Below are 25,984 nucleotides of genomic sequence, written 5' to 3'. Positions count from 1 at the left end.
CTTGACGTTGGCGTCCGCGCGGGCGACCACGGTGAAGGGCTCGGGGTGAACCGAGAACACGGCGCGCAACTCGGTGTTGGGGCCGGCTTCGGCAAACTTGCTGGTGCCCTTGACGGCGTGGTACTGCCAGTCGGACTGGGCCACGCCAAAGTCGAGCTCGCCAGCGCGGATGGTATTCACGTTGTAGACCGAGCCACCGGTGCTCTCGACCGAGCAGCGGATGCCGTGTTTGGCGCGGTCCTTGTTCATCAGGCGACAGATGGCGCCGCCGGCGGCGTAATACACGCCTGTGACACCGCCGGTGCCGATGGTGACGAACTTCGTTTCGGCCTGGGCCGGGGTGCCAAAGCCGGCGCCGAGGGCGAGGGCGGCGGCGAGAACGGTAAGCTTCTTCATCTGATGGACTCCTTGTGGGTCGTGTTCTGACTGCGAAGAATGAGGTCGGGTTCCGGGTAGGCGGCCGACGGTGTGCGGCGCCGGTGAGACGGCGCCGCCAAACAGGGCAACTTTACACAATGGTCAGGCGAATGCCAAACCGTGAAGACGCTTTGCCAGTGCGGCTCGGCGACGATCGGCCGGGGTTCTTCGGGCTCAGACGGTTGGGGCGCTGGATGTTTTTCGCCAGCCGGATGGCCGGCTCCGGGCGAGGGTGAAGTCCTCATCCGGAATGGGTCGTTGGCGGTCGCTGATGCGGTCGGCAATCAGTTGCGCGCAACCGGCTGCGAGCGTGAAGCCGAGTGCGCCGTGGCCCAGATTGAGCCACAGATTGGGCAGGGCGGTGGCGTCGACAATGGGGCGGCCGGTGGGCGTGGCCGGGCGCAGACCGGCCCAGGGCGCGACGCTGTCGAGCCGGAGGCCGGCGCCGAAATTGTCGCGGGTTTCCCGGGTCAGCGTGGCGAGGCGGTCGGCTTGCAGGCTCTCGTCATGCCCGACGATGTCGGCCATGCCCGCCACCCGCAGGTGATTGGCCAGGCGGGCATACACAATCTTGCGCTGGAAGTCGGTCACACTGATCTCTGGCACTTTGGCGGCATCGGTGATCGGCGCGCTGATGCTGTAGCCCTTGAGCGGATAGACCGGCACCTCGATGCCCAGCGGTTGCAGCAAGGCCACGGCCTCGACGCCGCCGGCGACCACGCAGGCCTCGGTGGCGATGTCGCCGTCGGCGGTGCGCAGGGCCGCGACGCGGCCGTCGCTGACGATCAGTGCGTCGACAGTTTTGCCCAGCAGGAATTCGACCGGGTTGTTGCCCTCGCGCATGCGCGCCGCCAGCGCCTGGCAGAGCTTCAGGCAGTCGCCGGCTTCTTCGGAAGGCGTGTGAATGCCGCCGACCACGTCGGCACCCATGCCGGCAATGGCCGGTTCGAGCGCCAGGCAGGCCGCGCGCTCGAGGGCGTGTTGCTGGCTGGCCAGCTCGGGGCGAGATTCGATCAGTGTCCGCGCGCTGCGAAAGCCGGCGGCGTCGCGATAGACCACCAACTTGCCGTTCCGGCGGAAGTCGAAGTCCATGCCCTCGCCTTCGACCCAGTCATGCACCAGCCGTTGGCTGAGTAGCGACAGCGGCAGCAAGGCCGCCACGGTGCGTTGCTTGTCGTTGGCGTTGCAGGCTTTCATGAAGGTGGCAATCCAGCGCCACTGGGCGCCGTCGAATTGCGGCTGGAAGCGGATCGGAGAGTCGGCCTGCAGCATCCAGCCCGGCACCTTGGGCAGCACATCGGGGTCGGCCAGCGGGGCGATGTAGCGATAGCTCAGCTGCCCGCCATTGGCCTGGCTGGTGCCTTGACCGACCGACTCGCGACGATCGATCACGGTGACGGTGTGGCCGTCCTTGCGCAGAAACCAGGCGGTGGCCAGGCCGACGATGCCGGCGCCGATGACGGTGATATGCATGTGTCGCTCCAGACTTTGATTCACGCAGTTTGCCGCGATCAATGCTTGGTGAGCATGTTAATGTGGCCGTTGACTATGTTCTCAGCACATGGAGTGCCGATGCGGCTTCGACAGATCGAGGTGTTTCGCGCCGTCATGATGACCGGCTCGGCCAGCGCGGCGGCGCGCTGGCTGAATGTGTCTCAACCCGTAGTGTCGCGGGTGATTCAGCACACCGAGGCGCAGCTCGGCTTTGCCTTGTTCGAGCGCATTGGCGGCCGGCTGTCACCCACACCGGAGGCCGGCGCGCTGTTTGCGCAGGTCAAGCGCGCGTATGGTGAAATCGAGCGGGTCGACGCGCTGGCAGCAAACCTGCGCCGCGGCGCTTCGGGCCTGCTCCGGGTGGCGGCGACGCCGTCGTTGGCGACACATGTGCTGCCCGGCGCCCTGCAGCGGCTGAGGGCGATGCATCCCGAGGTGGTCTACGACGTGTGGGCGCTGCATACCCGTCAGATTGAGGACGGCCTGATGGCCTTCGAGATCGACGCCGGTCTGGCGATCGACCCGGTAGCGCAGGTGACCACGCAGCTGTCGCCGATTGCCGGCGGTGAGATCGTGCTGGTGGCGCCGCGTGCTTGGGCCAGCGGCGTGTTGCGGCTGGCCGAGCGCGACTGGCTGGATGGGCGGCCCTATATCGCGTTGGCCGAAGAAACCCCGCTGGGCCAGCGGCTGGCGCAAGCCATGGGCGCCGCAAGCTGGGAGCCGGCGATTGCGATGCGGGTACAAACCTACGCGTTGGCGGCCACCTTGGTTACTCAGGGCCTGGGCTTTGCGTTTGTGGACAGTTTTACCGCGGCGGGCCTCGACCCCGCCCACGTGCTGCGCCTGCCGATTGCGCCGAGCATTGCCTGTGAGCTGAAGCTGATGCGCGCGGCGGGCACGACGTCGTCCGTGCTGGTCACCCAGCTGGTCGAGAGCTTGCGTCTGGCCATCGCGGCGCAGGGCGATGCGCTGGCCGGGGCGACGCGGATGGTACTCGGTTAACGGTGCGACCGGTCACGCTAGAATGCGGCGATGACCTCTTCTGTCTTGCCCCCCACCGACGCCTTCGGCCAGCACCACGCCGCCCTGGGCTGCAACGCCCGTATCGTCTCGCTGGTGCCGTCGATCACCGAGTTGCTGTGCGATCTGGGGCTGACCGATCAGCTGGTCGGTCGCACCGGCTTTTGCATCCATCCGCGCGAGGCGCTGCGCCGCGTTCCGAAAGTGGGTGGCACCAAGGACGTGAAGCTTGACCGGATCCGCGACCTCGCGCCCACCCATGTGATCGTGAACGTGGACGAGAACCCGCGCCCGGTGGCCGAGGCTTTGGCGGCGTTCGTGCCCAATGTGGTGGTGACCCATCCGGGGGTGCCGGAAGACAATCGCGGCTTGTATGCCTTGATGGGGCATCTGTTTGATTGCTGGCCGGCGGCCGAGGCGCTGACCGCCGCGCTGGATGCGGCCTTGGTCGAGGCGCGTGCAGTGGGCGCGAGCCTGCCGGCCGAGTCGGTGCTTTACCTGATCTGGCGTGAGCCGTGGATGACCGTGTCACGCGAGACCTATATTGCCGCCACGCTGGCGACGGTCGGTTGGCACACGCTGCCGCGTGAGGCGGCCGAGCGCTACCCGAGCTTCGACTGGCAGGCGCCTTGGCTCGACGGTGTGCAGCGGGTGTTGTTGTCGACCGAGCCTTATCGCTTTCAGGACAAGCACGTGGCCGAAGTAACTGCCCTGTGCGGGCGGTCGGTGCAGCTGATCGACGGGGAATGGACCTCGTGGTATGGCAGCCGGGCGGTGGCCGGGCTGCGTGCCCTGGCGGCGCTGCGCCGTGCGTTGGCGGACGCGCGCGCTTAGACGCTGTCGGCGAAGGCCTTTTGCCAGGCCTCGGGGGTGATCACGCGGCAACGGTCGCGCATCAGGCGATGGCGGCCAGAGCGTAGCAGCGCCTTGTCGCGGGTGAGCAGCCAGCGGGCCTCGCCGTCATGGGCAATTTCGAGAAACTTTTGATCGTCGGCGTCGCGGCAGCGGGGCAGTTCGGCTGGCGTGTCCGCTGCAGGGACGCAGACGGCTTGCGTGCGGTAGCGCGCAAGGATCTCGGCCTGGCGCTCGGGCGGGCAGGCGAACTGCCGGTAGGCGAGGACACGGCGCAGCTCTTCGAGCGCGTCGTCGCGGGTCAGCAGGCGTGTGTGGCCTGCGGCGATCCAGTCGCGCAGGGTAGTCAGGGCCGGGTCATTGAAGAACCACAGCGCCATGATGGTGTTGGTGTCGAGAACGGTGGCGGTCATGGGCAGGGCGTGAAAAAGGGGCCAATGGCCCCTTTTTCATCACTCAGGTACTGCAAGGATCAGGCGGCCTTCTGGGCGTTGTCGATGCGCGCCTTGACGTAGCTGCCCGGCGCTTCTTCGAGCACCTTTAGTTTGCCTTGGGCCGGATCGCGGGCCTCGACCTGCACTTTGTTGTGACCGGTCACCCAGGCCTGCCAGTCGGTCCACCACGAGCCTTCGTGTTGCACCGACTCGTCGAACCATTCCTGCGAGGACTCGGGCAAGGCTGCGTTTTCACACACGAAGTAGCCATACTTGTTGGCCACCGGCGGGTTGACGATGCCAGCAATGTGGCCCGAGCCGCCCAGCACGAAGCGCACCGGTGCGCCGAAGTTGCGCGCACCCATATAGGTGCTCTTCCACGGGGCGATGTGGTCTTCGATGGTGGAGATGAAGTAGCACGGCACCTTGATCTTGCCCAGATCGATCGGCGTGCCGTCGATCTCGACGCCGCCCGGCTGCACCAGGCGGTTTTCCATGTACAGATTGCGCAGGTAGAAGCTGTGCATCTTGGCCGGCATGCGGGTGGAGTCGGAGTTCCAGTACAGCAGGTCGAAGGGGAACGGATCCTTGCCCATCAGGTAGTTGTTCACCACGAAGGACCAGATCAGGTCGTTGGCGCGCAGCATGTTGAAGGTGCCGGCCATTTCCGAACCTTCGAGGAAGCCGCGCTCGGCCATTTTCTTCTCGAGGCTGGCAACCTGGACTTCGTCGATGAAGACGCCCAGTTCGCCCGGCTCGGAGAAGTCGGTCATGGTGGTGAAGAAGGTCGCGCTGGCGATGCGCTTCTTGCGCTTGGCGGCCAGGTAGGCCAGCGTGGTGGCCAGCAGCGTGCCGCCCAGGCAGTAGCCGGCAGCGTTAACCTCTTTTTCGCCGGTTTGTTCTTCGATGGCGTCGAGCGCGGCCAGGATGCCGTCGGTCACGTAGGCATCAAAGCTGCGGTCAGACAGGCTTTCGTCCGGGTTCACCCACGAAATCACGAACACCGTATGGCCCTGGTCGACGGCCCACTTGATGTAGGAGTTCTTTTCGCGCAGGTCGAGAATGTAGAACTTGTTGATCCAGGGCGGCACGATCAGCAGCGGGCGCTTGAGCACCTTGTCGGTCGAAGGCGTGTACTGGATGAGCTGCATCATCTCGGTTTCGAACACGACCTTGCCCGGCGTGGTGGCAACGTTCTTGCCCAGCTCGAAAGCGGTGGTGTCGGTCATCTTGACGCGCAGGTTGCCGCCGCCGTCTTCGATGTCGCGCAGCAGGTTGTTCAGGCCCTTGACCAGATTCTGGCCGTGGTTCTTGACCGTCTCGCGGAAGACTTCCGGGTTGGTCAGGGCGAAGTTCGACGGGCTGAGTGCGTCCACATACTGGCGGGTATAGAAGTTGACCTTCTTCTGAGTCTGCTCTTCCAGGCCCTCGACGCCACAGACGGTGTCATGGATGTGGCGGGCGGTGATCAGGTAGGACTGCTTGATGAAGTCGAACATGAAGTGCTCTTGCCACTGCTCGTCCTTGAAGCGCTTGTCGTCCTTGGCCGGTGTGACCACGGGGGGCGCCTGCATGCCGGAGAAGCGCAGCATGGAGTGCTGCCACAGCGAGAAATAATCCCACACCAGATTCATCTGGGTCTGGGCGAGTTTGTACGGGTTGGACAGCAGCTTGGCCATCATGTCCATGAACGCCTGGGCAATCCCCAGTTCGTCGGCCGGGGCCGCCACGCCCTTTTTGAGTTGGCGTTGAACGTGCTCGCTGATCAGGTGCGAGGCGCGCTGGGCCACTTCGGAATACGTCTGGGCCAGCTCACTCGGGTCGGGCAGTTCTACAGTCCTGTCTTCTACTTTTGGAGGTGCCATGCGTTCAATCCTCAATGCTTGGGTAGAGCGGTTGATATAAAGCGGACCACGTCGTCCCCGTCATCGACTTCGCGCAAGTCCCTCCCCTGCGCGAGGTAGTTCAGGTGGGCGATCGCTTCCCCCATTGCGAACATCACCTGGTGTGTGTCCAGCTCACGGGGAAACAAGGTTTCGAGCAGTTGTGCTGCGGTGCGAGGCTCCTGGCAGGCGGCCAGCAACTCATCACAGCGCTCGGCGTGGTGGGTTACCAACTGACTGACTCTCGCGCGAATCCCTTGAAACGGCCTGCCATGTGATGGTAGCACGAGCGTACGCTCCGGCAAGTCATTGAAGTGATGGATTGATTCCAGAAACCGCCGTAAGGGGTCGTCATGAGGCGTTGCAGCAAACACGCTGACGTTGGTGGAGATGCGCGGCAGCAGCATGTCGCCGGATATAAGTAGATCGCGCGTCGGGCACCACAGGGCGGCGTGCTCCGGCGCGTGGCCGTAGCCGACGATAACCTGCCAGTCGTGTCCGCCGATGGCGATGCGGTCGCCATGGATCAGGCGGTTGTAACGATTGGGCAGGCTGGGTACGCCGCTTCGGTAGCGATTGCCACGCTTCTCAAGTGCGCCGAGGCGCGTCGCGTCGAGGCCGTGGCGACGAAATTGCGCGAGCATGTCCTCGGTGCTGAAGCCGGGCAGTTGATGCCACAGCGCGTGGCCCATCAGGAACTCACCCTGCGTCATCGAGATTGGCGCGCCGGTGCGCTGTGACAGCCACTCAGCCAGGCCGAGGTGATCCGGGTGATAGTGGGTGACGATGATGCGGCCTACCGGCTTGTTGAGGCGGTCGAGCGCTGCGTCCCAGAGCGCCTGGATGTCGGGCAGGCCAAAGCCCGTGTCGACCAACGTGACCGAATCGCCATCGTCTAGGATCCACAAGTTGATGTGATCCAGTGCGAAGGGCAGGGGCATGCGCAGCCATTGGACGCCCGGTGCGACCGTCAGCCATTGACCGGCCTCAGGTGTTTCGTCGATGGGGAAATGCAGCGTCGAAGGGGCGTTCATGACAGATTCTCCTTGCCGGGGTGATTGCTTCGATGTTTGAATTCTGATTAACTGAATAAATCGCCAGTCGGCGATTGTTCCATAAAAAACAATTAATTAACCGGGTTGCCGCGGGATTTCTTGCGGCGCAGCATTCATGACCGCTGAACGTACTTATACAATTACCGAGCTGGCGCGAGAGTTCGCGATCACGCCGCGCGCCATCCGCTTTTACGAAGATCAGGGCTTGTTGACCCCTGATCGCGCCGGACGCACCCGGGTGTATTCCCGGGCCGATCGCACGCGCCTGAAGCTCTCGCTGCGCGGCAAGCGTCTCGGTCTCACGCTGGCCGAGATCAAGCAGATTCTCGACATGTACGGCGGTGCCAACAACACCGAGCCGCAACTCGACCGTTTTCTCAAGGTGCTTGGCGAGCGGCGTGCCGCTTTGGCCCAGCAGCTTGAGGATATCGAAGTCGTGTTGGGCGAAATCGACATGCTCGAGCGCCAGTGTCGCGAACTGCTTAACAACCGAACGTCGGACAAAAGCGAAAACCAGGGCATGTAGGCCTTGGTTTTTTTTCCAATTTACTTTACGTTTACGTAAACGTAAACAAAAGCCTTAGTGAGACCCCATGGCCACTGCACCGATCTTTACCCCGCGGGACCCGAATTTTGCCGCCCGAGTGCGCGCCAGCTTCGATGCGCAGCCGCTGATGGGTTTCATTGGCGCGGTGTTGGTGTCGGTCGAGCCGGGCCGGTGTGTGATCGAATTGCCGTACCGGCCGGAGCTGGCACAGCAGAATGGATTCTTCCACGGCGGCATCGTCGGCACGCTGGCCGACAACGCTGGCGGCTTTGCCGGCTATAGTTTGATGGCACCCGAAGCCGGGGTGCTGACGGTGGAATACAAGCTCAATCTGATGGCCCCGGCCAAGGGCGAGCGCTTGGTGGCCGAAGGGGCGGTGCTGCGCTCCGGGCGGAACCTGGTGGTGTCCCGTGCCGAGGTGTATGTCCTTGGCGAAGCGGGGAAAATTCACTGTGCCACAATGCAGCAGACACTAATGACCATGCACGGCAAGGGCGTTGCCTGACACCGGACGAGACTGAACGAGGAGACTGATTGATGAACATTCCGAGCCTGAACTTCGAACTGGGCGAAACCATCGACATGCTGCGTGACGCGGTGTGGGACTTTGCCAGCAACGAGATTGCCCCGCGCGCCGCCGAGATTGACCAGAAAAACGAATTCCCGCCCGAGCTGTGGAAGAAGCTGGGTGATCTGGGCCTGCACGGCATGACCGCCGAGGAAGAATACGGCGGCACGCAGATGGGCTATCTGGCGCACATCGTGGCGCTCGAAGAGGTTTCGCGTGCGTCGGCCTCGGTCGGCCTATCTTATGGCGCGCACTCCAACCTGTGCGTCAACCAGATCCGCCGCAACGGCACGGCTGCGCAAAAACAGAAGTATCTGCCCAAGCTGATCTCCGGCGACCATGTGGGCGCGTTGGCGATGAGCGAGCCCAGCGCCGGTTCTGACGTGGTGAGCATGAAACTGCGCGCCGACAAAAAGGGCGACCGCTATGTGCTCAACGGCTCGAAGATGTGGATCACCAACGGCGGTGACGCCGACACCCTCGTGGTTTACGCCAAGACCGACATCAACGCCGGCCCGAAAGGCATGACCGCCTTCATTATCGAAAAGGGCATGAAGGGCTTCTCTTGCGGCACCCACCTCGACAAGCTGGGCATGCGCGGCTCGAACACCTATCCGCTGTTCTTTGACGATGTCGAAGTGCCCGAAGAAAACGTGCTGGGCACGGTCGGCGGTGGCGTCAAGGTGCTGATGAGCGGCCTCGACTACGAGCGCGCCGTGCTGTGCGGCGGTCCGCTGGGCATCATGGCGGCGTGCATGGATGCGGTCGTCCCCTTCGTGCATGAGCGCAAGCAGTTCGGCCAGTCCATCGGCGAGTTCCAGTTGATGCAGGGCAAGCTCGCCGACATGTACTCCACCTGGATGGCGACCCGCGCTTATGTGTACGCCGTGGGCCGTGCCTGCGACCGGGCCGACCACGCCCGCGCGCTGCGCAAGGATGCTGCCGGCGCGATTCTGTACTCGGCCGAAAAGGCGACCTGGATGGCGGGTGAAGCGATCCAGACCCTCGGTGGCGTGGGCTATACCAATGAGTATCCGGTCGGCCGTTTGTGGCGCGACGCCAAGCTGTATGAGATTGGCGCCGGCACCAGCGAGATCCGCCGCATGCTGATCGGCCGCGAACTGTTCGCCGAAACGCTGTAATGAGTCCGGGGCGGGCGACCGAACGTTCGCGCGTGCGCGTCCGCCCTCCGGTATCGTTCCGGATTGTCTTCAATCCTGCATGAGCGTCACTATGGCCAATCAACTTCGCGTCCTCGACACCTCCCATACCGCCGAACTGGAGCAAGTGCGCCAGTTCTTCCGCAACTATGCGGCGTGGCTGGGCGTCGACCTGTGCTTCCAGAATTTCGATGCCGAGATGGCGTCCTTGCCAGGCGCCTATTCGGCGCCGGACGGGCGGCTTTTCCTGGCCGAGGTGGATGGCAAGCCGGCCGGTTGCGTGGGCATTCGCAAGTTCTCCGACGGCGTGTGCGAAATGAAGCGGCTGTATGTCGAGCCGTCGATGCGTGGCCAGGGTGTCGGCCGCGATCTGGCGCTGGCGGCCATTCGCACCGCCAAGGAGTTGGGCTACAAGCGCATCATGCTAGACACGCTGCCGGCCATGCGCATTGCCGTAAAGCTCTACCGCGAGCTGGGCTTTACCGAAGCGCCGGCCTACTACCCGACGCCGATCGAAGGCACGATCTTCCTGTCGCTCGATCTCTCCGGCTGGTCGGAGGCGGCAGTGATGAATGAAAATCTGTTCCATCTGTTCGATTACAACCGCGCCTGGGCGCGTCAGATGGGCGAGGTTGATCCGCAGTTTTTCGAGAAGCTGGCCAAGCTGCAGTCGCCCGAATACCTGTGGATCGGATGTTCCGATTCGCGCGTGCCGGCCAACCAGATTGTCGGTTTGCTGCCGGGTGAAGTCTTCGTTCATCGCAACGTGGCCAACGTGGTGGTGCACACCGATCTGAACTGCCTGTCGGTCATTCAGTTTGCGGTCGATGTACTCAAGGTCAAGCACATCATGGTGGTCGGTCACTACGGCTGCGGTGGTGTGCGCGCGGCGCTCAATCGCGACCGCGTCGGCCTGGTCGACCTGTGGCTGCGTCATGTGCAGGATGTGCACACCAAGCACATGTCACTGGTTGGCGATACGCCGCCCGAGATGCGCCACGACCGACTGTGCGAGCTCAATGTGGTTGAGCAAGTCATCAACGTGTGCCAGACCATCGTCGTTCAGGATGCCTGGGCCCGTGGCCAGCAACTGACCGTGCATGGCTGGGTATATGGTCTCAAAGACGGTCTCATGAACGACCTCGGGCTGACCGTCAGTCGCCCTCAAGATTTGGTGCCGCGCTACGCCGCGGCGCTCGACGCACTGCGTTAAGCCGTGCCCCAAAAAACCAACAGAGAATCAGGAGTTCAGCATGAATGATCCCGTCGTCATTGTTTCCGCCGCGCGTACCCCCATGGGGGGCTTTCAGGGCGAGCTCGCCAGCCTGAGCGCTGCACAGCTGGGCGCGGCCGCCATTGCCGCGGCCGTCGAGCGCGCCGGTCTTCAGCCGGAGCAGGTTGAAGAAGTCATCCTCGGTTGCGTGCTGCCAGCCGGTCTCGGTCAGGCGCCGGCCCGCCAGGCCGCGCTGGGCGCCGGACTACCGCTGAGCACCGCGTGCGCGACGGTCAGCAAAGTCTGCGGCTCAGGCATGAAAGCCACCATGCTGGCGCACGACATGCTGCTCGCGGGTAGCAATCAGGTCATCGTCGCCGGCGGCATGGAATCCATGAGCAACGCGCCTTACCTGCTGCCCAAGGCGCGCGGCGGCTACCGCCTCGGGCACGGTCAGATGATCGACCACATGTTCTTCGACGGCCTGGAAGATCGCTATAGCAAGGAGACCAATGGCCGCCTGATGGGCACCTTTGCCGAAGACTGCGCCGGCCACTACAGCTTCAGTCGCGAGTCGCAGGACGAGTTCGCCATCACCTCGACCACCCGCGCGCAAGACGCCATCAACGGCACCGGCTTCGACTGGGAAGTGACACCGGTCACTGTCGCCAGCCGCAAGGGCGATGTGGTGGTCGTCAAGGACGAGCAGCCGCTCAAGGCCAAGCTCGACAAGATCGGCACGCTCAAGCCCGCCTTCTCGAAAGACGGCACGGTCACGGCCGCCAACTCCTCGTCGATCTCCGACGGTGCTGCCGCGCTCACGCTGATGCGTCAGTCCACTGCCGAGTCGCTCGGCCTCAAGCCGATCGCCACCATCCTCGGTCATGCCACCCATGCGCAAGAGCCGCGCTGGTTCACCACCGCCCCGGTCGGTGCCATGCAGAAGGTGCTCGGCAAGGTGGGCTGGAGCGTGGACGACGTGGATCTGTGGGAGATCAATGAAGCTTTCGCGGTGGTCACCATGGCCGCCATGAAAGAGCTGGAACTCGATCATGCCAAGGTCAACGTCAATGGCGGCGCCTGCGCCCTGGGCCACCCGATTGGCGCGTCTGGCGCCCGCATCATCGTCACCCTGCTGGGTGCGCTGCGTGCGCGTGGCCTCAAGCGTGGCGTGGCCAGTCTGTGCATCGGCGGCGGCGAAGCCACTGCGATGGCTATCGAGATGGCCTGAATCTGAACACCGGCGTAGCCCGGATGAAGGCCGCAGGCCGGAATCCGGGGTCGTCGGTTGATCTACCACCGCTCCCGGATTCCGCTGCGCTGCATCCGGGCTACGTGACTGAGACACGGACGGGCGACGAATCGCCCGCCATAAAAAAGAGTATGAGGAGAGCAGCACCATGATCCTGACCCAAGAACAGGAAATGATTCGCGACGCCATGCGCGATTTTTCGCGCGAGCGTCTGGCCCCCTTCGCCGAAGCCTGGGACCGCGACCACACCTTCCCGCGCGAAGCGCTCAAGGAACTGGCCGAACTCGGCGCGCTGGGCATGGTGGTGCCCGAGCAGTGGGGCGGCGCCGGCATGGATTACATGAGCCTGGTGCTCGCCATTGAAGAAATCGCCGCCGGCGACGGCGCCACCTCGACCATCGTCAGCGTGCAGAATTCGCTGGCCTGCGGTATCCCCAATCGCTATGGCAACGACGCCCAAAAAGAACAGTGGCTCAAGCCGCTGGCCAAGGGCGAGATGCTCGGCTGCTTTTGCCTGACCGAGCCGCATGTGGGCTCCGACGCCGGCGCGATCAAGACCACCGCGGTCAAAGATGGCGATGAGTGGGTGATCAACGGCGTCAAACAGTTCATCACCACCGGCCGCGAAGCCGACGTGGCGATCGTCTTTGCCGTCACCGACAAGGCCGCCGGCAAGAAAGGCATCTCCTGCTTCCTGGTGCCGACCACCGCGCCGGGTTATGTCGTCGGGCGTATCGAAGAGAAGATGGGCCAGAAGGCCTCCGACACCGCGCAGATCCTGTTCGAGAACTGCCGCGTGCCGGCCGACGCGCTGCTCGGCGAAGAAGGGCAGGGCTACAAGATTGCGTTGTCCAACCTCGAAGCCGGCCGTATTGGCATCGCCTCGCAGTGCCTCGGCATGGCCCGTGCCGCGCTCGAAGCGGCGGTCAAATACGCCCATGAGCGCGAGACCTTCGGCAAGCCGATCTTCGAGCATCAGGCGGTCAACTTCCGCCTCGCCGACATGGCCACCCAGCTCGAAGCCGCGCGCCAACTGGTGTGGCATGCCGCCAGCCTGAAGGACGCCGGCCGGCCGTGTCTGAAAGAAGCCTCGATGGCCAAGCTGTTCGCCTCGGAGATGGCCGAGAAAGTGTGCTCCGACGCCATCCAGATCCACGGCGGCTATGGCTATGTGACCGACTTCCCGGTCGAGCGCATCTACCGCGATGTGCGCGTGTGCCAGATCTACGAAGGTGCGAGCGACATCCAGCGTCTGGTCATCGGCCGCGCCCTGGCCGATTGAACGCACGCCCCCAACCCCGACAGAGACCCAATCATGAGCAGCCACAGACTGCATCCCGACGCCTCCATCGAGCGGCTCCAGGCGCGCATGCCCGGCACACTGCCGGGCTGGTTTGGCGTGACCGTGACCGCGCTCGACGCGGGTCGCCTCGACGCGAAGATCACCATCCGGCCCGAGATGCTGGCACCCAACGGTTTCCTGCATGCCGCCTCGGTGATTGCGCTGGCCGACACCGCGGCCGGCTTTGCCACCATCGCGCACCTGCCGGTCGGTGCCGACAGCTTCACCACCATCGAGCTGAAGAGCAACTTCCTCGGCACGCAAACCGAGGGCGAGATCACCTGCGTGGCCACGGCCGCACACACCGGCCGCAACACGCAGGTGTGGGACGCCGAAGTCATCGGCAGCACCGGCCGCACGCTGGCGCTGTTCCGCTGCACACAAATGATTCTCTGGCCGAAAGCGGCCTGAGGCGGGAGCGGCCACCATGCTCGACCTCCAGCTCTTCCTCCTGTTCATCCCGGTCGCCGCCTTGTTCACGCTGGCGCCGGGCCCCGACAGCATCATGCTGCTCGGGCGTGCCCTCGGGCAGGGACGGATGGCGGGGGTGGCGGCGGCCACGGGCTGCGCGCTCGGCATTCTGATTACCTCGGTGCTGGTCGCCGCCGGGCTGTCGGCCGTGGTGGCGGCCTCCGAAACCCTGTTCCTGGCGCTGCGTGCGGTGGGGGCGGTGTATCTGGTGTGGGTCGGCATCCAGGCAATTCGCCGCCACGGGCTGATTCCGCTCAAGGGCGCAGCGCCGCTGCCCCTCAAGCGGGTGTTCGTGAGCAGCCTGACGGTTAACCTGCTCAACCCCAAGGTGGCGGTGTTCATGCTGGCTTTTTTGCCACAGTACGCCCGGCCGGCGCTGGGCAATCTGGGTATGCAGATTTTTCTGCTCGGCGCGACCTACGCGCTGATCACCGTGGTGCTGATGTCACTGATGGGTGTTGGCGCCGCGCGACTGCGCGATTTTCTGCAAGCGCGGCCGAGTGTCATCAAGTGGCTGAACATCGGCGCGGGCGCGGCCTTCATCGCCTCCGGGCTGAAAGTGGCCAGCATGAAGCATCTGTAAACAAGGAGACGCGACATGGCAGAACCGATTGATTTCTACTTCGACTTCTCCTCGCCCTACGGCTATTTCATGAGCGAGAAGATCGACGGCATCGCCGCCGGTTTTGGCCGCAAGGTGCGCTGGCATCCGATTTTGCTGGGCGTGGTGTACACCGTCTCCGAAGGCAAACCGCTGACCGAGCTGCCGCTCAAGGGCGACTACGCGGTGCGCGACATTGCGCGCTCGGCGCGTTTCCATGGCGTGGACTACGCCAAGCCCGACCCCTTTCCCATTCCCACGCAGGCCGCGGCGCGCGCCTACTACTGGCTGCACGATCAGGATTGTGCACTGGCGCGTCGCTTTGCTCACGCGGTGTACCGCGCCTACTTCCAGAGCGGGCGAAATATCGGAACGCCCGAGGTGGTGGTCGACATCGCCGCTTCGCTGGGCGTCGATGGCCCGGCATTGGCCGAGGCGCTGCAGAGCGACCCGGTCAAGACGCGGCTCAAGACCGCCTGCACGGATGCGATTGCCAGGGGCGTGTTTGGCTCGCCCTTTGTCCTCATTGACGGCGAAGCCTTCTGGGGTATCGACCGACTGCCGCAGATCGAGCGCTGGCTCGACGCCGATGGCTTCTGAACGGAACGGATTCATGACTTTCAAGCGACTTTGCGTCTTTTGCGGCGCGCGCCCCGGCAAGCGTCCCGAATACACGGCGGCAGCGCAGGCCCTGGGTCGCACGCTGGCCGAGCGCGGCATCGAGCTGGTGTATGGCGGCGGCAACATCGGTCTGATGGGCGTGGTGGCCGACGCCTGCATGAGCGCCGGCGGTTCGGCCATCGGCGTGATCCCCGAGGCGCTGCTCAAATGGGAGGTCGGCCACCAGGCGCTGACCCGGCTTGAAGTGGTCGACTCCATGCACACCCGCAAGGCGCGCATGGCCGAGTTGTCCGACGGTTTCATCGCCTTGCCGGGCGGCCTCGGCACTTTCGAGGAATTGTTCGAAGTCCTCACCTGGTCGCAGCTCGGCTTCCATGGCAAGCCCATCGGCCTGCTCAACGTGGCGAACTACTACACGCCGCTGGTGCAGATGGTCGACAACGGCGTGGACGAAGGCTTCATGAAACCGGAAAACGCAGCGCTGCTGCTGCGCGACGACAACATCGACGGACTACTGCGCCAGATGGCCGAGTACCAGGCGCCGGAAATCACACGACAGATCAAGAACGAAAAGCAGCTCTGAGCAGCTGACAAAATAAGGAAAGCGGAGACATGAGCACAATCAAGAGCAAGATCAACACGCGATCGGACGAGTTTCGCGCCAACGCCCAGGCCATGGAAAAGGTGGTGGGCGACCTGCGCGACAAGGCGGCCCAGGTCGCCCTCGGCGGCGGCGAAGGCGCGCGTGAAAAACACCTCGCCCGCGGCAAGCTGCTGCCGCGCGACCGGGTCAACCACCTGCTCGATCCGGGTACGCCCTTTCTTGAAGTCGGCCAGATGGCGGCCTTCGGCATGTACGACAACGACGCCCCCTCGGCGGGCGTGATCACCGGCATCGGCCGGGTGCGCGGCACCGAATGCATGATCGTCGCCAACGATGCCACCGTGAAGGGCGGCACCTACTATCCGATGACGGTCAAGAAGCACCTGCGCGCGCAGGAGATCGCCGAGCAGAACAACCTGCCCTGCGTCTATCTGGTCGACTCCGGTGGCGCCTTCCTGCCCAAGCAGGATGAAGTCTTCCCCGATCGCGACCACTTCGGCCGCATCTTCTTCAACCAGGCCAACATGTCGGCCAAGGGCATCCCGCAGATCGCCGTGGTGATGGGTTCGTGCACCGCCGGCGGCGCCTATGTGCCCGCGATGAGTGACGAGACCATCATCGTCAAGAACCAGGGCACCATCTTCCTCGGCGGCCCGCCGCTGGTGAAGGCCGCCACCGGTGAAGTGGTGACGGCCGAAGACCTGGGCGGTGGCGATGTGCACACCCGCATCTCCGGCGTGGCCGACCACCTGGCCGAGAACGACAGCCATGCGCTCAACATCGCGCGGCGTATTGTCGGCAACCTGAATCGCATCAAGCCGGTCAGCCTGGCCTTGGGCGGTGGCGAAGAGCCGATCTACGATCCGTCCGAAATCTACGGCATCGTGCCGTCCGATACCCGCAAGCCCTACGACGTGCGCGAGATCATCGCCCGCGTGGTGGATGGCTCGCGCTTTGATGAATTCAAGGCGCGCTACGGCAGCACTTTGGTGTGCGGCTTTGCCCAGCTTTACGGCTATCCGGTTGGCATCGTTGCCAACAACGGCATCCTGTTCGGCGAGTCGGCACAGAAGGGCGCGCACTTCATCGAGCTGTGCGCCCAGCGCGGCATCCCGCTGCTCTTCTTGCAGAACATCACTGGCTTCATGGTCGGTCGCAAGTATGAAAACGGCGGCATCGCCAAGGACGGCGCCAAGATGGTCACCGCCGTGGCCACCGCGCAAGTGCCCAAGATCACCGTGCTCATCGGCGGCAGCTTCGGCGCCGGCAACTACGGCATGTGCGGCCGTGCCTACAGCCCGCGCTTCCTGTGGATGTGGCCGAACAGCCGCATCTCGGTGATGGGCGGCGAGCAGGCGGCCGGCGTGTTGTCGACCGTGCGCCGTGACGGCATCGAAGCCAAGGGCGGCCAGTGGAGCGCGGCCGACGAAGAAGCCTTCAAGGCCCCGATCCGCGATCAATACGAGCTGCAAGGCCACCCCTATTACGCCACCGCCCGAATGTGGGACGACGGCGTGGTCGACCCGGCCCAGACCCGCCGCATGCTCGGCCTGTCGCTGTCCGCCTCGCTCAACGCCCCGATCCAGCCGACCAAGTTCGGTCTGTTCCGGATGTAAGGAGACGGCCATGTTTGAAACCCTCGAAATCGAACGCGACGGCGGCATCGCCACCGTCTGGATGAACCGCCCCGATGTGCACAACGCCTTCAATGCGCAGCTCATCGCCGACATCACCGCCGCCTGCCAACAGCTCGACGCGGATGAGACGGTGCGTGTGGTGGTGCTGGCCGGGCGCGGCAAGAGCTTCTCCGCCGGTGCCGATCTGAACTGGATGAAAGCCGCCGGTGAGGCGAGCTTTGAGGCCAACGTGGCCGATGCGCGCAAGCTCGCCGGCATGCTGCGGACCCTGTCCGAAATGGCCACCCCGACCATCGCCCGGGTGCAGGGTGCGGCGCTGGGCGGCGGCATGGGCCTGGCCTCGGCCTGCGACATCTGTGTGGCCAGCGAGAAGGCCATCTTCGCCACCTCCGAGGTCAAGTTCGGCATCATCCCCTCGGCGATCAGCCCCTATGTGATCCGCGCCATCGGCGAGCGTCAGAGCTACCGCTATTTCCAGACCGCCGAGCGCATCAGCGCCGCGCGGGCCGGTGATCTGGGGCTGGCGCACGAGGTGGTGGCACCCGAGGCGCTGGACGACAAAGTGGCCGAGATCGTCGCCGCGCTGATGCAGGGCGGGCCGAAGTCGCAGGCGGCAGCCAAGGACTTGATCCGCGCTGTGGCCAACAAGCCGGTGAGCGACGCGGTGGTCGAAGATACCTCGCAACGCATTGCCCAGCTGCGCAGCACGCCCGAAGCCAAGGAAGGCCTGAGCGCCTTCCTCGACAAGCGCGCCGCAGCCTGGGTGCCACAGGCCTGATCCGGCGCCGTCATGGACGAACTGAGCACCCTGCTCAATAGCGTGCAACCCATGCTCGACTGGCGCGATCTGCCGGTCGACATGGCCTCGCTCGCCGCCCTGGCGGCCGGGCTGGGCTGGGCGAGCGGGCTACGCCTGTACGCGCTGGTGTTCGTGCTCGGGGCGGCGGGGCGGTTTGGCGGCGTGCAGTTACCGGGTGAGCTGGACGTACTGAGTCATCCGCTGGTGATGGGTCTGTCGGGCCTGATGCTGCTGGCCGAGTTCTTTGCCGACAAGCTGCCCTGGCTCGATTCGGTGTGGGACGCGGTTCATACCTTCATCCGCATTCCGGCCGGCGCGGCGCTGGCCGCGGCGGTGATGGGCGACCAGTCGGGCAACGCGCAGATCCTCGCCGCCTTGCTTGGCGGCTCGCTGGCGGCGGGCACCCACTTTGCCAAGGCCGGCGCACGGGCAGCCATCAACACCTCACCCGAACCGGTGAGCAATGTGGTGACCTCTTTTGGCGAAGACGCGTTGTTCGCCGGGGGCGTGTGGACCTTGTTCAACTACCCGCTGGCCTTTCTGGTGGCGCTGGTGGTGTTCATGGTGTTGGCGATCTGGCTGATCGTGAGCCTGTGGCGCTTCGTGCGCCGGCTGCTGCGGCCGCGTTCGGGCCAGGTGGCGGCATGAAGCGTATTGATCATCTGGTGATCACCGCGCCAACTCGTGCGGCCGGTGTGGCGTGGCTTGAGTCGCAGTTGGGCGTCAGCTTGCAGGCCGGTGGCGAGCATGCGCGCATGGGCACGCACAACGCTTTGCTGTCTTTGGGCGAGGGCGTGTATCTCGAAGTGATTGCAGTTGATCCGGCCGCGCCGGCACCGGGGCGACCGCGCTGGTTCGGGCTGGATGCGCCGCCTGCCACACCCCGGCTCGCCACCTGGGCGGCACGCAGCGACGACATCGTGCGCGATGCGGCGCTGGGCGGTGTGGCGATGGGTGAGGTGCTGGCCATGGCGCGCGGTGCGCTGGACTGGCGCATTACGGTGCCGGCCGATGGACAGCCGGGTTTTGGTGGCGTGCTGCCGGCGCTTATTCAGTGGTCGGGCAACACCCACCCGGCGGCGCAGTTGGTCGATGTGGGCTGCCGCCTGACACGCTTGCGTGGCGCGCATGCCGAGCAGGACGCGCTGCGTGCGCTGATGGCGCGGCTCGGCCTTGAAGACACTATCGAATGGCAAGACCTCCGCCCGGGCGAGGCTCCGTGGCTGAGTGCGGAAATAGAAACACCGACCGGCACTGTGGTGCTCGGCGGACAAGAACAATGAACGAAATCGTGGAGAAGAGACATGTTTGACAAGATTCTGATCGCCAACCGGGGCGAAATTGCCTGCCGCGTCATCAAGACCGCGCGGCGCATGGGCATCAAGACCGTGGCTGTGTATTCCGAAGCCGACGCCAACGCGCGCCATGTGCGCCTGGCCGACGAGGCCGTGCTGATCGGGCCGGCCGCCGTCAAGGAAAGCTATCTGGTGATCGACAAGATCATTGGCGCGGCCAAGCAGACGGGCGCGCAGGCCATCCATCCGGGCTATGGTTTTCTGTCCGAAAACGAAGACTTCTGCCATGCCTGCGATGAGGCCGGCATCGTCTTCATCGGCCCGCCGGTGGCGGCGATTCATGCCATGGGCTCCAAATCTGAAGCCAAGAAAATCATGGGCGCGGCCGGCGTGCCGCTGACCCCGGGCTACCACGGCGACGACCAGGACCCCGACCTGCTCAAGCGCGAGGCTGACGGTATCGGCTACCCGGTGCTGATCAAGGCCGCTGCCGGCGGTGGCGGCAAGGGCATGCGTCTGGTTGAGAAGGCCGAGGACTTCCTCGACCTGCTCGGCTCGTGCAAGCGCGAGGCCATCTCCAGTTTTGGCGACGACCATGTGCTGATTGAGAAGTACCTGACCCGTCCGCGCCACATTGAAATCCAGGTGTTTGGCGACACCCAGGGCAACTGCGTGTATCTGTTCGAACGCGACTGCTCGGTGCAGCGCCGCCACCAGAAAGTGCTCGAAGAAGCCCCCGCGCCGGGCATGACGCCCGAGCGTCGTGCGGCCATGGGCAAGGCGGCGGTCGATGCGGCCAAGGCGGTCGGCTATGTCGGCGCCGGCACGGTCGAGTTCATCGCCAATCAGGACGGCACCTTCTACTTCATGGAGATGAACACCCGCCTGCAGGTGGAACACCCGGTCACCGAGATGATCACCGGCCTCGATCTGGTCGAGTGGCAATTGCGCGTCGCCTCGGGCGAGCCGCTGCCGCTGGCGCAGGAGCAGTTGCAGATTCGCGGCCACGCCCTCGAAGCGCGGATCTACGCCGAAGACCCGGACAAGGGCTTTTTGCCTTCGACCGGCAAATTGCTGCACCTCTCGCCGCCGGCCGAGAACCTGCATGTGCGCGTGGATACCGGCGTCGAAGAGGGCGACGAGATCAGCCCGCACTACGACCCGATGATCGCCAAGCTCATCGTCTGGGACCAGAACCGTGACCGCGCCCTGGCGCGCATGCTGCAGGCGCTGGCCGAGTATCGGGTGGCCGGCGTGTCGAACAACATCAGCTTTTTGTCGCGGCTCACTGCCTGCCCGGCCTTCGCCAATGCCGATCTCGACACCGGCCTGATCGAGCGCGAAAAAGCCTATCTCTTCCCCGAAGCCAAGGCTACGCCGGTCGAAGTGTGGCAGGTGGCGGCACTCGCCGAGTTGCTGCGCGAAGCCAATCGCGGCGCGGCCAAAGCCCGCCGCGACGAAGACCCGCTCTCGCCCTGGCATGCCCGCGACGGCTGGCGCCTGAACGCCACCGCCAAGCGCGACCTGATCTTCCGCCTCGGCGAAGAACAGCAGACGGTGAACGTGGCCTATCGCGCCGACGGCTACACGCTGACGGTCAATGGCCAGTCGGTCGAAGCGCGTGGTGAGCTGAATGATCGCGGGCTGTTGCGCGTCGAACTGGACGGCATGCGCATGGACGCCACCGTGGTCGCTGCCAACGAGAAGCGCCATGTGTTCCTGCACGGGCGCGCCTGGCAGCTGTCCAATGTCGATCCGCTGCATTTCTCGGGCGAGGGCGGCGGGGCTGAAGGTGGCCTGCTGGCACCGATGCCGGGCAAGGTCATCTCGCTTATCGCCAGCGAAGGGGCGGCCGTCGAGAAGGGCGCGCCGCTGCTGATTCTCGAAGCCATGAAAATGGAGCACACCATCAACGCGCCCGCCGCCGGCACGGTCAAGGCCTTTCGCTTTGCGGTGGGTGACCAGGTGGGAGACGGCGACGAACTGGTCGAGTTCGAGGTGAAGGCCTAGGGGCGGATTCATCCGGCCGCGCTGGTTGCAACCGGCGCGGCGGCTTGAAACCGGCCCCACATCCAGCCGTGTCGATTGGATGAGATGACAAAGGAAAAACCGATGACCCTGCCAACCCAGGTTCGTATCGTCGATGTCGGCCCGCGCGACGGGCTGCAGAACGAGAAGCAGATCATTTCGACCGAGGTCAAGGTCGAGCTCATCGCCCGCCTCGGCGCGGCCGGCCTCAAGAGCATCGAGGCCGCGTCCTTCGTGTCGCCCAAATGGGTGCCGCAGATGGCCGACAACAGCGAGGTGATGGCGCGCATCAATCGCCTGCCGGGCGTCGGCTACCCGGTGCTGACGCCCAACCTCAAGGGTTTCGAAGCCGCGCTGGCCGCCGGTGCGACCGAGGTGGCGGTGTTTGGTGCGGCCTCCGAGTCCTTCAGCCAGAAGAACATCAACTGCTCCATCGCCGAGTCGCTGCAACGCTTCGAGCCGGTGATGGCGGCGGCCCAGGCGGCCGGCGTCAAGGTGCGTGGCTATGTGTCCTGCGTGGTCGGTTGTCCGTATGAAGGCGAGATCGCCCCGGCGGCGGTGGCCAACGTGGCGGGCACGCTGCTCGACATGGGCTGCTACGAAATCAGCCTCGGCGACACCATTGGCACCGGCACGCCCGGCAAGACGAAACGCATGCTTGAGGCGGTCGCCGCGCGTGTGCCGCTCGACAAGCTCGCCGGGCACTATCACGACACCTACGGCCAGGCGCTGGCCAACATCTACGCCTCGCTGGAGATGGGCGTGGCGGTGTTCGACGCCTCGGTCGGCGGGTTGGGTGGCTGCCCTTATGCCGCCGGCGCCTCGGGCAACGTGGCGACCGAAGACGTGGTCTACCTGCTCAACGGCCTCGGCCTGGAGACGGGCATTGACCTGAATACGCTGGTCGACACTGCCGCCTGGATCAGCGCCCAACTGGGCCGCGAGCCGGGCTCGAAAGTGGCGCGCGCGGTGCTGGCTAAGCGAGGCGCTTGCGTATGAGCGTTGAATCGCCCTGCATCGACGTCTGTAAAATGGACCCGAACTCGGGTCTGTGCGAGGGCTGTGCCCGCACCATCGACGAGATCACCGCCTGGAGTCGCATCGGCGATGACGAGAAGCGCGCAATCCTGGCGCGGGTTGCCGAGCGTGAGGCCGCGGTGTTCGGCGATGCCCATCCGGTCGGTGGTGACCGGTAAAATGCGCGTTTTGCGCTGACCAGGAACGCGTTATGTCTGAATGCATCGGCATCTGCGAGATCGACCCCGACTCCGAAACCTGCATCGGCTGTGGCCGCTCGGCTGATGAAATCTTCGGCAACGACCACACCGACGACCCGACCGACGCCGACGAGCAAACCCCGGTGGCCGACCATGTCGCGATCACGCCGGATGACGACCTGCCGGATGCGACATGAGCCGCCTGCCCGCGCCCATCCATGTCCTCGAACGGGGCTGGCTGTCGTCCAACAACATCCTGCTCTTCGAGGGCGATAGCGCCGTGCTGGTCGACACCGGCTATGTCAGCCATGCCGATCAGACTGTCGCCCTGGTGCGCAGCGCGCTCGACGGCTGCCCGCTCACCGACATCGTCAACACCCATTCGCACTCCGACCACATCGGCGGCAACGCCGCGGTGCAGCGCGCCTTTGGCTGTCGCATCACCGTGCCCGCCGGCATGCACGACGCCGTGCAGCAATGGGACGAAAACGCCTTGCTGCTCTCCGTCGCCAAGCAGACCGGCGAGCGCTTCACGGCCGACGCCAAAATCCACCCCGGCTTTGAACGCGACATGGGCGGCATGCACTGGCAGGCGCTCGCCGCGCCCGGCCACGACATGGACGCGCTGATGTTCTTCAACCGCGAGCACGGCGTGCTCATCTCCGGCGACGCGTTGTGGCGCGAGGGCTTCGGCATTCTGTTTGCCGACGTGCTCGGCACCGGTGACGGCATCGGCGAAGCCCGTCGCACGCTCGACGTCATCGCGCGCCTGCCGGTGCGCCATGTCATCCCCGGTCACGGTGCGCCCTTTGTTGAAGTCGACGAAGCCCTCGCCGCCGCCTACGCCCGCCTGCGCGCCTTCGAAGAAGACGGCAGCCGCATGGCCCGGAACGCCATCCGCGGCTGCGTCACCTTCTCCCTGCTCGACATGCGCCGCATCGCCCTCGCCGACCTGCCCGGCTGGCTCGACAGCACCCCGCTGTTCCGCATCGCCAACGAACGCTTCCTCAACGAAACCCCCGAACGCCTCGCCGACTGGCTCGTCGACAGCCTCGTCAAAGCCGGCGTCGCAAAGCGCGAAGGCGACTGGCTCGTCGCCGCCTGACGCTCACCGTCGGGAGGGCGTAGCCCGGATGCAGCGCAGCGGAATCCGGGGGCAGTCGCTGTGCGCGCAACATGCAGCCAGGGTCGATCAAACACCCACCCCTACATTCGTCGTATGCCAATTTGCGGTAGCTGGAGTGTCGTCTATGCCTCCTAGTTCCGGGGCTACTCGGAACAGCGGGTTCTATAGCCCGAAAGTGGTTCTTAATAAACGCTTTGCTTAAAGTGCTTTAAGTACTATAGTGATCTTGAGGCGCGAAACATCCGTTGCGCGCAACTCTTGAGGAGCTAGTCATGCATACGATCGAAGTCGATTTTGATGTTTTTAAACAACTTACCGTCCGCAGGACTACCGAAGACGTTTCATACAACGATGTAGTTCGAGAACTCCTTGGCCTCGGTCGAACCACGGCAGGCTCAGCGAAAGAGACGGTTGGGGAGTCTCCGTCTGATTGGGTAGCTAAAGGGGTTCGGTTTCCCGCTGGCACCGAGTTTCGAGCTGCCTACAAAGGTCAAGCCCACATTGGCCTTGTTGAAAATGGCGCCCTTAAGGTCAACGGTCAGAGTTATGACTCACCATCTGCAGCAGCAGTGGCTATCACGGGCAGTGCGGTAAACGGTTGGCGGTTTTGGGAGTGCCGCGTCCCTGGTAAGAGTTCTTGGCAGCCTATCGAGCACTTGCGTCGGAGAACTTGATCCTCAGTATCGTAGCCCCCGGATGCAGCGCAGCGGAATCCGGGGGCAGTCGCCGCACGCGCAACATGCAGAGAGGGTCGATCAAGCACCCACTCCAGATTCCGACCTTCGGCCTGCATCCGGGCTACGGCTCTCGGTTTACCCATAAACCAGCCCCGGCAAAAACGTCACAATCCCCGGCAGCAAAATACACAGCAGCAGCCCCAGCACCTGCAACCCCAGAAACACCAGCGCCGAGCGGAAGATGGTGGCCATACTGATGGAGTCGGGGGTGACGCCGCGCATGTAGAACAGGGCGTAGCCGAAGGGTGGGCTGAGGAAGCTCATCTGCATGTTGACCAGGTAGATGACGCCGAACCACAGCGCGACCTTGTCGCCGGGCACGGGGGGCAGGCCGAGCAGGCCGTCGAAGGTGAGTGACTTGATGATGGGCACGAAGATGGGCACGGCGAGCAGCAGGATGCCGACCCAGTCGAGGAACATGCCGAGAATCACCAACAGCACCATCATCAGGAACAGGATGCCGTAGGGCGACAGACCGGTGCCGAGGATGGCGTCGTTGATGAAGGCCTGGCCGCCTTGCAGGATGTAGAAGCCGACGAAGATCGAGGCGCCGAAGATGATCCACAGCACCATGGCCGAGGCTTTGACGGTGCTGACCGAGGCCTCGCGCAGCGCGATGAGGTTGAAGCGCTTGTGCATGATGGCGACGATGATGGCGCCAAACGAGCCGATGCCCGCGGCCTCCACCGGTGTGGCGATGCCGGCAAACAGCAGGCCGAGCACCAGCACCACCAGAATGAGCGGCGCGACCAGCTTGAGCAGCAGGCGCAGTTTCTGGCCGAGGTTGAGGCGCTCTTCGCGCGGCACGGCGGGGCCGAGTTCGGGCCGCAGCCAGGTGCGCAGCAGTACGTAGGCCACATACAGGCCGGAGAGCATCAAGCCCGGCAGCAGCGAGCCCAGATACAGCTCACCCACCGACTGCTGCGCCACCACGGCGTACAGGATGGCGAGGATGGACGGCGGGATCAGGATGCCCAGCGTGCCGCCGGCCATGATCGAGCCGATGGCGATTTCGGGGTCGTAATTGCGCTTGAGCATGGCCGGCAGAGCGATGATGCCCATGGTGACCACCGCCGCGCCGATGACGCCGACCATGGCGGCGAGGATGGTAGAGGCGATGATGGTCGCGGCTGCCAGACCGCCACGCAGGCCGCCCATCCATTGGTAGATGACGTCGAACATCTCCTCGATCAGCCCGGCGCGTTCGAGCATGGAGGCCATGAAGATAAACAGCGGAATGGCCGCCAGGTCGGAGTTGGTCATCATCGGGAAGATGCGCGAGGGGATGATGTTGATCATCACCTGACCGCCGATGAGGTAGATGAACACCACCCCCAGCCCGCCGGTCACGAAGGCCAGCGGCAGCCCCAGCATGAGCAGCACCAGCAGGGAACCGAACATGATGTAGGTGAGCTCCTTGATCTCCACATTTTCAAGCAGGCCGGCGGTGGTGAACAGGAAGTGGGCGTCTTCGTAGGGGTCGTAGAACAGGATGTTGATCAGCTCGACACCGAAAATGAACAGCGCGGTGCCGGTCGATAGAATCAGTGCGGCGGTGCCGAGGCGGCCGCTGAGCGAGGGGCTGCGTTTAGCGCGTGGCGTCGTCATGGC

Annotated in this window: 28 protein-coding genes; 22 read left to right on the top strand and 6 right to left on the bottom strand. The window is 64.5% G+C overall.

Translation table 11 applies throughout. The features are described from left to right. Together FHP91_RS09445 and FHP91_RS09440 are read right to left on the bottom strand one after the other, a co-directional pair. Nucleotides 1-396 (bottom strand): TAXI family TRAP transporter solute-binding subunit (locus FHP91_RS09445; protein ID WP_144309323.1); only part of this gene is annotated, 396 nt, incomplete at its 3' end. A gap of 195 nt (nt 397-591) precedes the next feature. Beyond that, the gene (locus FHP91_RS09440) at nt 592-1,890 is read right to left on the bottom strand and encodes a D-amino acid dehydrogenase (RefSeq protein ID WP_144309322.1); all 1,299 of its coding nucleotides are present in this window, start codon (nt 1,888-1,890) and stop codon (nt 592-594) included. 99 nt (nt 1,891-1,989) lie between these two features. Between FHP91_RS09440 and FHP91_RS09435 the strand changes: the two genes are divergently transcribed. Together FHP91_RS09435 and FHP91_RS09430 are read left to right on the top strand one after the other, a co-directional pair. Then, complete coding sequence (locus tag FHP91_RS09435) at nt 1,990-2,913, top strand: LysR family transcriptional regulator (protein ID WP_186301490.1); 924 nt, start codon at nt 1,990-1,992, stop codon at nt 2,911-2,913. A 30-nt stretch (nt 2,914-2,943) separates the two neighbouring features. Further along, nucleotides 2,944-3,765, top strand: a complete 822-nt coding sequence (locus FHP91_RS09430) for a helical backbone metal receptor (protein WP_144309320.1) — start codon at nt 2,944-2,946, stop codon at nt 3,763-3,765. On the opposite strand, the gene FHP91_RS09425 is transcribed toward FHP91_RS09430, so the two are convergent. The 3 genes from FHP91_RS09425 to FHP91_RS09415 are packed head-to-tail and all read right to left on the bottom strand — an operon-like array spanning nt 3,762 to nt 7,134. Continuing rightward, nucleotides 3,762-4,196 (bottom strand): putative toxin-antitoxin system toxin component, PIN family, encoded by a 435-nt coding sequence (locus FHP91_RS09425; RefSeq protein WP_144309319.1) that lies wholly within the window; start codon nt 4,194-4,196, stop codon nt 3,762-3,764. The genes FHP91_RS09430 and FHP91_RS09425 overlap by 4 nt on opposite strands. A gap of 59 nt (nt 4,197-4,255) precedes the next feature. Further along, nucleotides 4,256-6,082 carry a PHA/PHB synthase family protein gene (locus FHP91_RS09420; RefSeq protein WP_144309318.1) on the bottom strand — a complete coding sequence of 609 codons (1,827 nt, stop codon included), beginning with the start codon at nt 6,080-6,082 and terminating at the stop codon, nt 4,256-4,258. Between the two features lie 11 nt (nt 6,083-6,093). After that, nucleotides 6,094-7,134 (bottom strand): MBL fold metallo-hydrolase, encoded by a 1,041-nt coding sequence (locus FHP91_RS09415; protein ID WP_144309317.1) that lies wholly within the window; start codon nt 7,132-7,134, stop codon nt 6,094-6,096. 136 nt (nt 7,135-7,270) lie between these two features. Between FHP91_RS09415 and FHP91_RS09410 the strand changes: the two genes are divergently transcribed. The 20 genes from FHP91_RS09410 (at nt 7,271) to FHP91_RS09315 (ending at nt 24,310) form a co-directional block, all read left to right on the top strand. Continuing rightward, nucleotides 7,271-7,681 carry a MerR family transcriptional regulator gene (locus FHP91_RS09410; RefSeq protein ID WP_144309316.1) on the top strand — a complete coding sequence of 137 codons (411 nt, stop codon included), beginning with the start codon at nt 7,271-7,273 and terminating at the stop codon, nt 7,679-7,681. 67 nt (nt 7,682-7,748) lie between these two features. Continuing rightward, entirely contained in the window at nt 7,749-8,207 is a 459-nt protein-coding gene (locus FHP91_RS09405) for a PaaI family thioesterase (RefSeq protein WP_144309315.1), read from the top strand. 32 nt (nt 8,208-8,239) lie between these two features. Next, nucleotides 8,240-9,412: an isovaleryl-CoA dehydrogenase gene (locus tag FHP91_RS09400; protein WP_144309314.1), complete on the top strand. Its 1,173-nt coding sequence runs from the start codon at nt 8,240-8,242 to the stop codon at nt 9,410-9,412. 91 nt (nt 9,413-9,503) lie between these two features. Next, the gene (gene can / locus FHP91_RS09395; protein WP_144309313.1) at nt 9,504-10,643 is read left to right on the top strand and encodes a carbonate dehydratase; all 1,140 of its coding nucleotides are present in this window, start codon (nt 9,504-9,506) and stop codon (nt 10,641-10,643) included. Nucleotides 10,644-10,683: 40 nt separating this feature from the next. Continuing rightward, entirely contained in the window at nt 10,684-11,874 is a 1,191-nt protein-coding gene (locus tag FHP91_RS09390) for an acetyl-CoA C-acetyltransferase (RefSeq protein ID WP_144309312.1), read from the top strand. A gap of 169 nt (nt 11,875-12,043) precedes the next feature. Further along, nucleotides 12,044-13,177: an acyl-CoA dehydrogenase gene (locus FHP91_RS09385; protein ID WP_144309311.1), complete on the top strand. Its 1,134-nt coding sequence runs from the start codon at nt 12,044-12,046 to the stop codon at nt 13,175-13,177. Nucleotides 13,178-13,210: 33 nt separating this feature from the next. Beyond that, nucleotides 13,211-13,648 carry a PaaI family thioesterase gene (locus FHP91_RS09380; protein ID WP_144309310.1) on the top strand — a complete coding sequence of 146 codons (438 nt, stop codon included), beginning with the start codon at nt 13,211-13,213 and terminating at the stop codon, nt 13,646-13,648. Between the two features lie 16 nt (nt 13,649-13,664). Next, nucleotides 13,665-14,291 (top strand): LysE family translocator, encoded by a 627-nt coding sequence (locus FHP91_RS09375; protein WP_144309309.1) that lies wholly within the window; start codon nt 13,665-13,667, stop codon nt 14,289-14,291. A gap of 15 nt (nt 14,292-14,306) precedes the next feature. After that, nucleotides 14,307-14,909 carry a 2-hydroxychromene-2-carboxylate isomerase gene (locus FHP91_RS09370; RefSeq protein ID WP_144309308.1) on the top strand — a complete coding sequence of 201 codons (603 nt, stop codon included), beginning with the start codon at nt 14,307-14,309 and terminating at the stop codon, nt 14,907-14,909. 13 nt (nt 14,910-14,922) lie between these two features. Beyond that, the gene (locus FHP91_RS09365; protein ID WP_144309307.1) at nt 14,923-15,513 is read left to right on the top strand and encodes an LOG family protein; all 591 of its coding nucleotides are present in this window, start codon (nt 14,923-14,925) and stop codon (nt 15,511-15,513) included. Nucleotides 15,514-15,542: 29 nt separating this feature from the next. Beyond that, complete coding sequence (locus FHP91_RS09360; protein ID WP_144309306.1) at nt 15,543-17,150, top strand: carboxyl transferase domain-containing protein; 1,608 nt, start codon at nt 15,543-15,545, stop codon at nt 17,148-17,150. Nucleotides 17,151-17,160: 10 nt separating this feature from the next. Continuing rightward, nucleotides 17,161-17,949, top strand: coding sequence for an enoyl-CoA hydratase/isomerase family protein (locus FHP91_RS09355; RefSeq protein ID WP_144309305.1), 789 nt, complete (start codon nt 17,161-17,163; stop codon nt 17,947-17,949). Nucleotides 17,950-17,961: 12 nt separating this feature from the next. Further along, nucleotides 17,962-18,618, top strand: coding sequence for a DUF4126 domain-containing protein (locus FHP91_RS09350; RefSeq protein ID WP_144309304.1), 657 nt, complete (start codon nt 17,962-17,964; stop codon nt 18,616-18,618). Beyond that, nucleotides 18,615-19,253: a VOC family protein gene (locus FHP91_RS09345; RefSeq protein WP_144309303.1), complete on the top strand. Its 639-nt coding sequence runs from the start codon at nt 18,615-18,617 to the stop codon at nt 19,251-19,253. The genes FHP91_RS09350 and FHP91_RS09345 overlap by 4 nt, the downstream gene beginning before the upstream one ends. A gap of 21 nt (nt 19,254-19,274) precedes the next feature. Beyond that, a complete protein-coding gene (locus FHP91_RS09340) occupies nt 19,275-21,275 on the top strand; it encodes an acetyl/propionyl/methylcrotonyl-CoA carboxylase subunit alpha (protein ID WP_144309302.1) in 2,001 nt (666 codons plus the stop codon). Between the two features lie 102 nt (nt 21,276-21,377). Then, nucleotides 21,378-22,292, top strand: a complete 915-nt coding sequence (locus tag FHP91_RS09335; RefSeq protein ID WP_186301489.1) for a hydroxymethylglutaryl-CoA lyase — start codon at nt 21,378-21,380, stop codon at nt 22,290-22,292. Then, nucleotides 22,289-22,489, top strand: a complete 201-nt coding sequence (locus tag FHP91_RS09330) for a DUF1289 domain-containing protein (protein ID WP_144309300.1) — start codon at nt 22,289-22,291, stop codon at nt 22,487-22,489. The genes FHP91_RS09335 and FHP91_RS09330 overlap by 4 nt, the downstream gene beginning before the upstream one ends. A gap of 32 nt (nt 22,490-22,521) precedes the next feature. Then, nucleotides 22,522-22,707, top strand: coding sequence for a DUF1289 domain-containing protein (locus FHP91_RS09325; protein WP_144309299.1), 186 nt, complete (start codon nt 22,522-22,524; stop codon nt 22,705-22,707). After that, nucleotides 22,704-23,615, top strand: a complete 912-nt coding sequence (locus FHP91_RS09320) for an MBL fold metallo-hydrolase (RefSeq protein ID WP_144309298.1) — start codon at nt 22,704-22,706, stop codon at nt 23,613-23,615. The genes FHP91_RS09325 and FHP91_RS09320 overlap by 4 nt, the downstream gene beginning before the upstream one ends. Before the next feature lie 293 nt (nt 23,616-23,908). Next, on the top strand, nt 23,909-24,310 hold the full coding sequence (locus tag FHP91_RS09315; RefSeq protein ID WP_144309297.1) for a restriction system modified-DNA reader domain-containing protein: 402 nt from the start codon (nt 23,909-23,911) through the stop codon (nt 24,308-24,310). A 138-nt stretch (nt 24,311-24,448) separates the two neighbouring features. On the opposite strand, the gene FHP91_RS09310 is transcribed toward FHP91_RS09315, so the two are convergent. After that, nucleotides 24,449-25,981, bottom strand: coding sequence for a TRAP transporter large permease (locus FHP91_RS09310; RefSeq protein ID WP_144309296.1), 1,533 nt, complete (start codon nt 25,979-25,981; stop codon nt 24,449-24,451). Between the last annotated feature and the right edge of the window lie 3 nt (nt 25,982-25,984).

This window comes from Denitromonas halophila (assembly GCF_007625155.1).
In the GTDB taxonomy this organism is placed as follows: domain Bacteria; phylum Pseudomonadota; class Gammaproteobacteria; order Burkholderiales; family Rhodocyclaceae; genus Nitrogeniibacter; species Nitrogeniibacter halophilus.
Note: the sequence above shows the minus strand (reverse complement) of the source record. Positions and strands in the feature narration are given on the sequence as shown.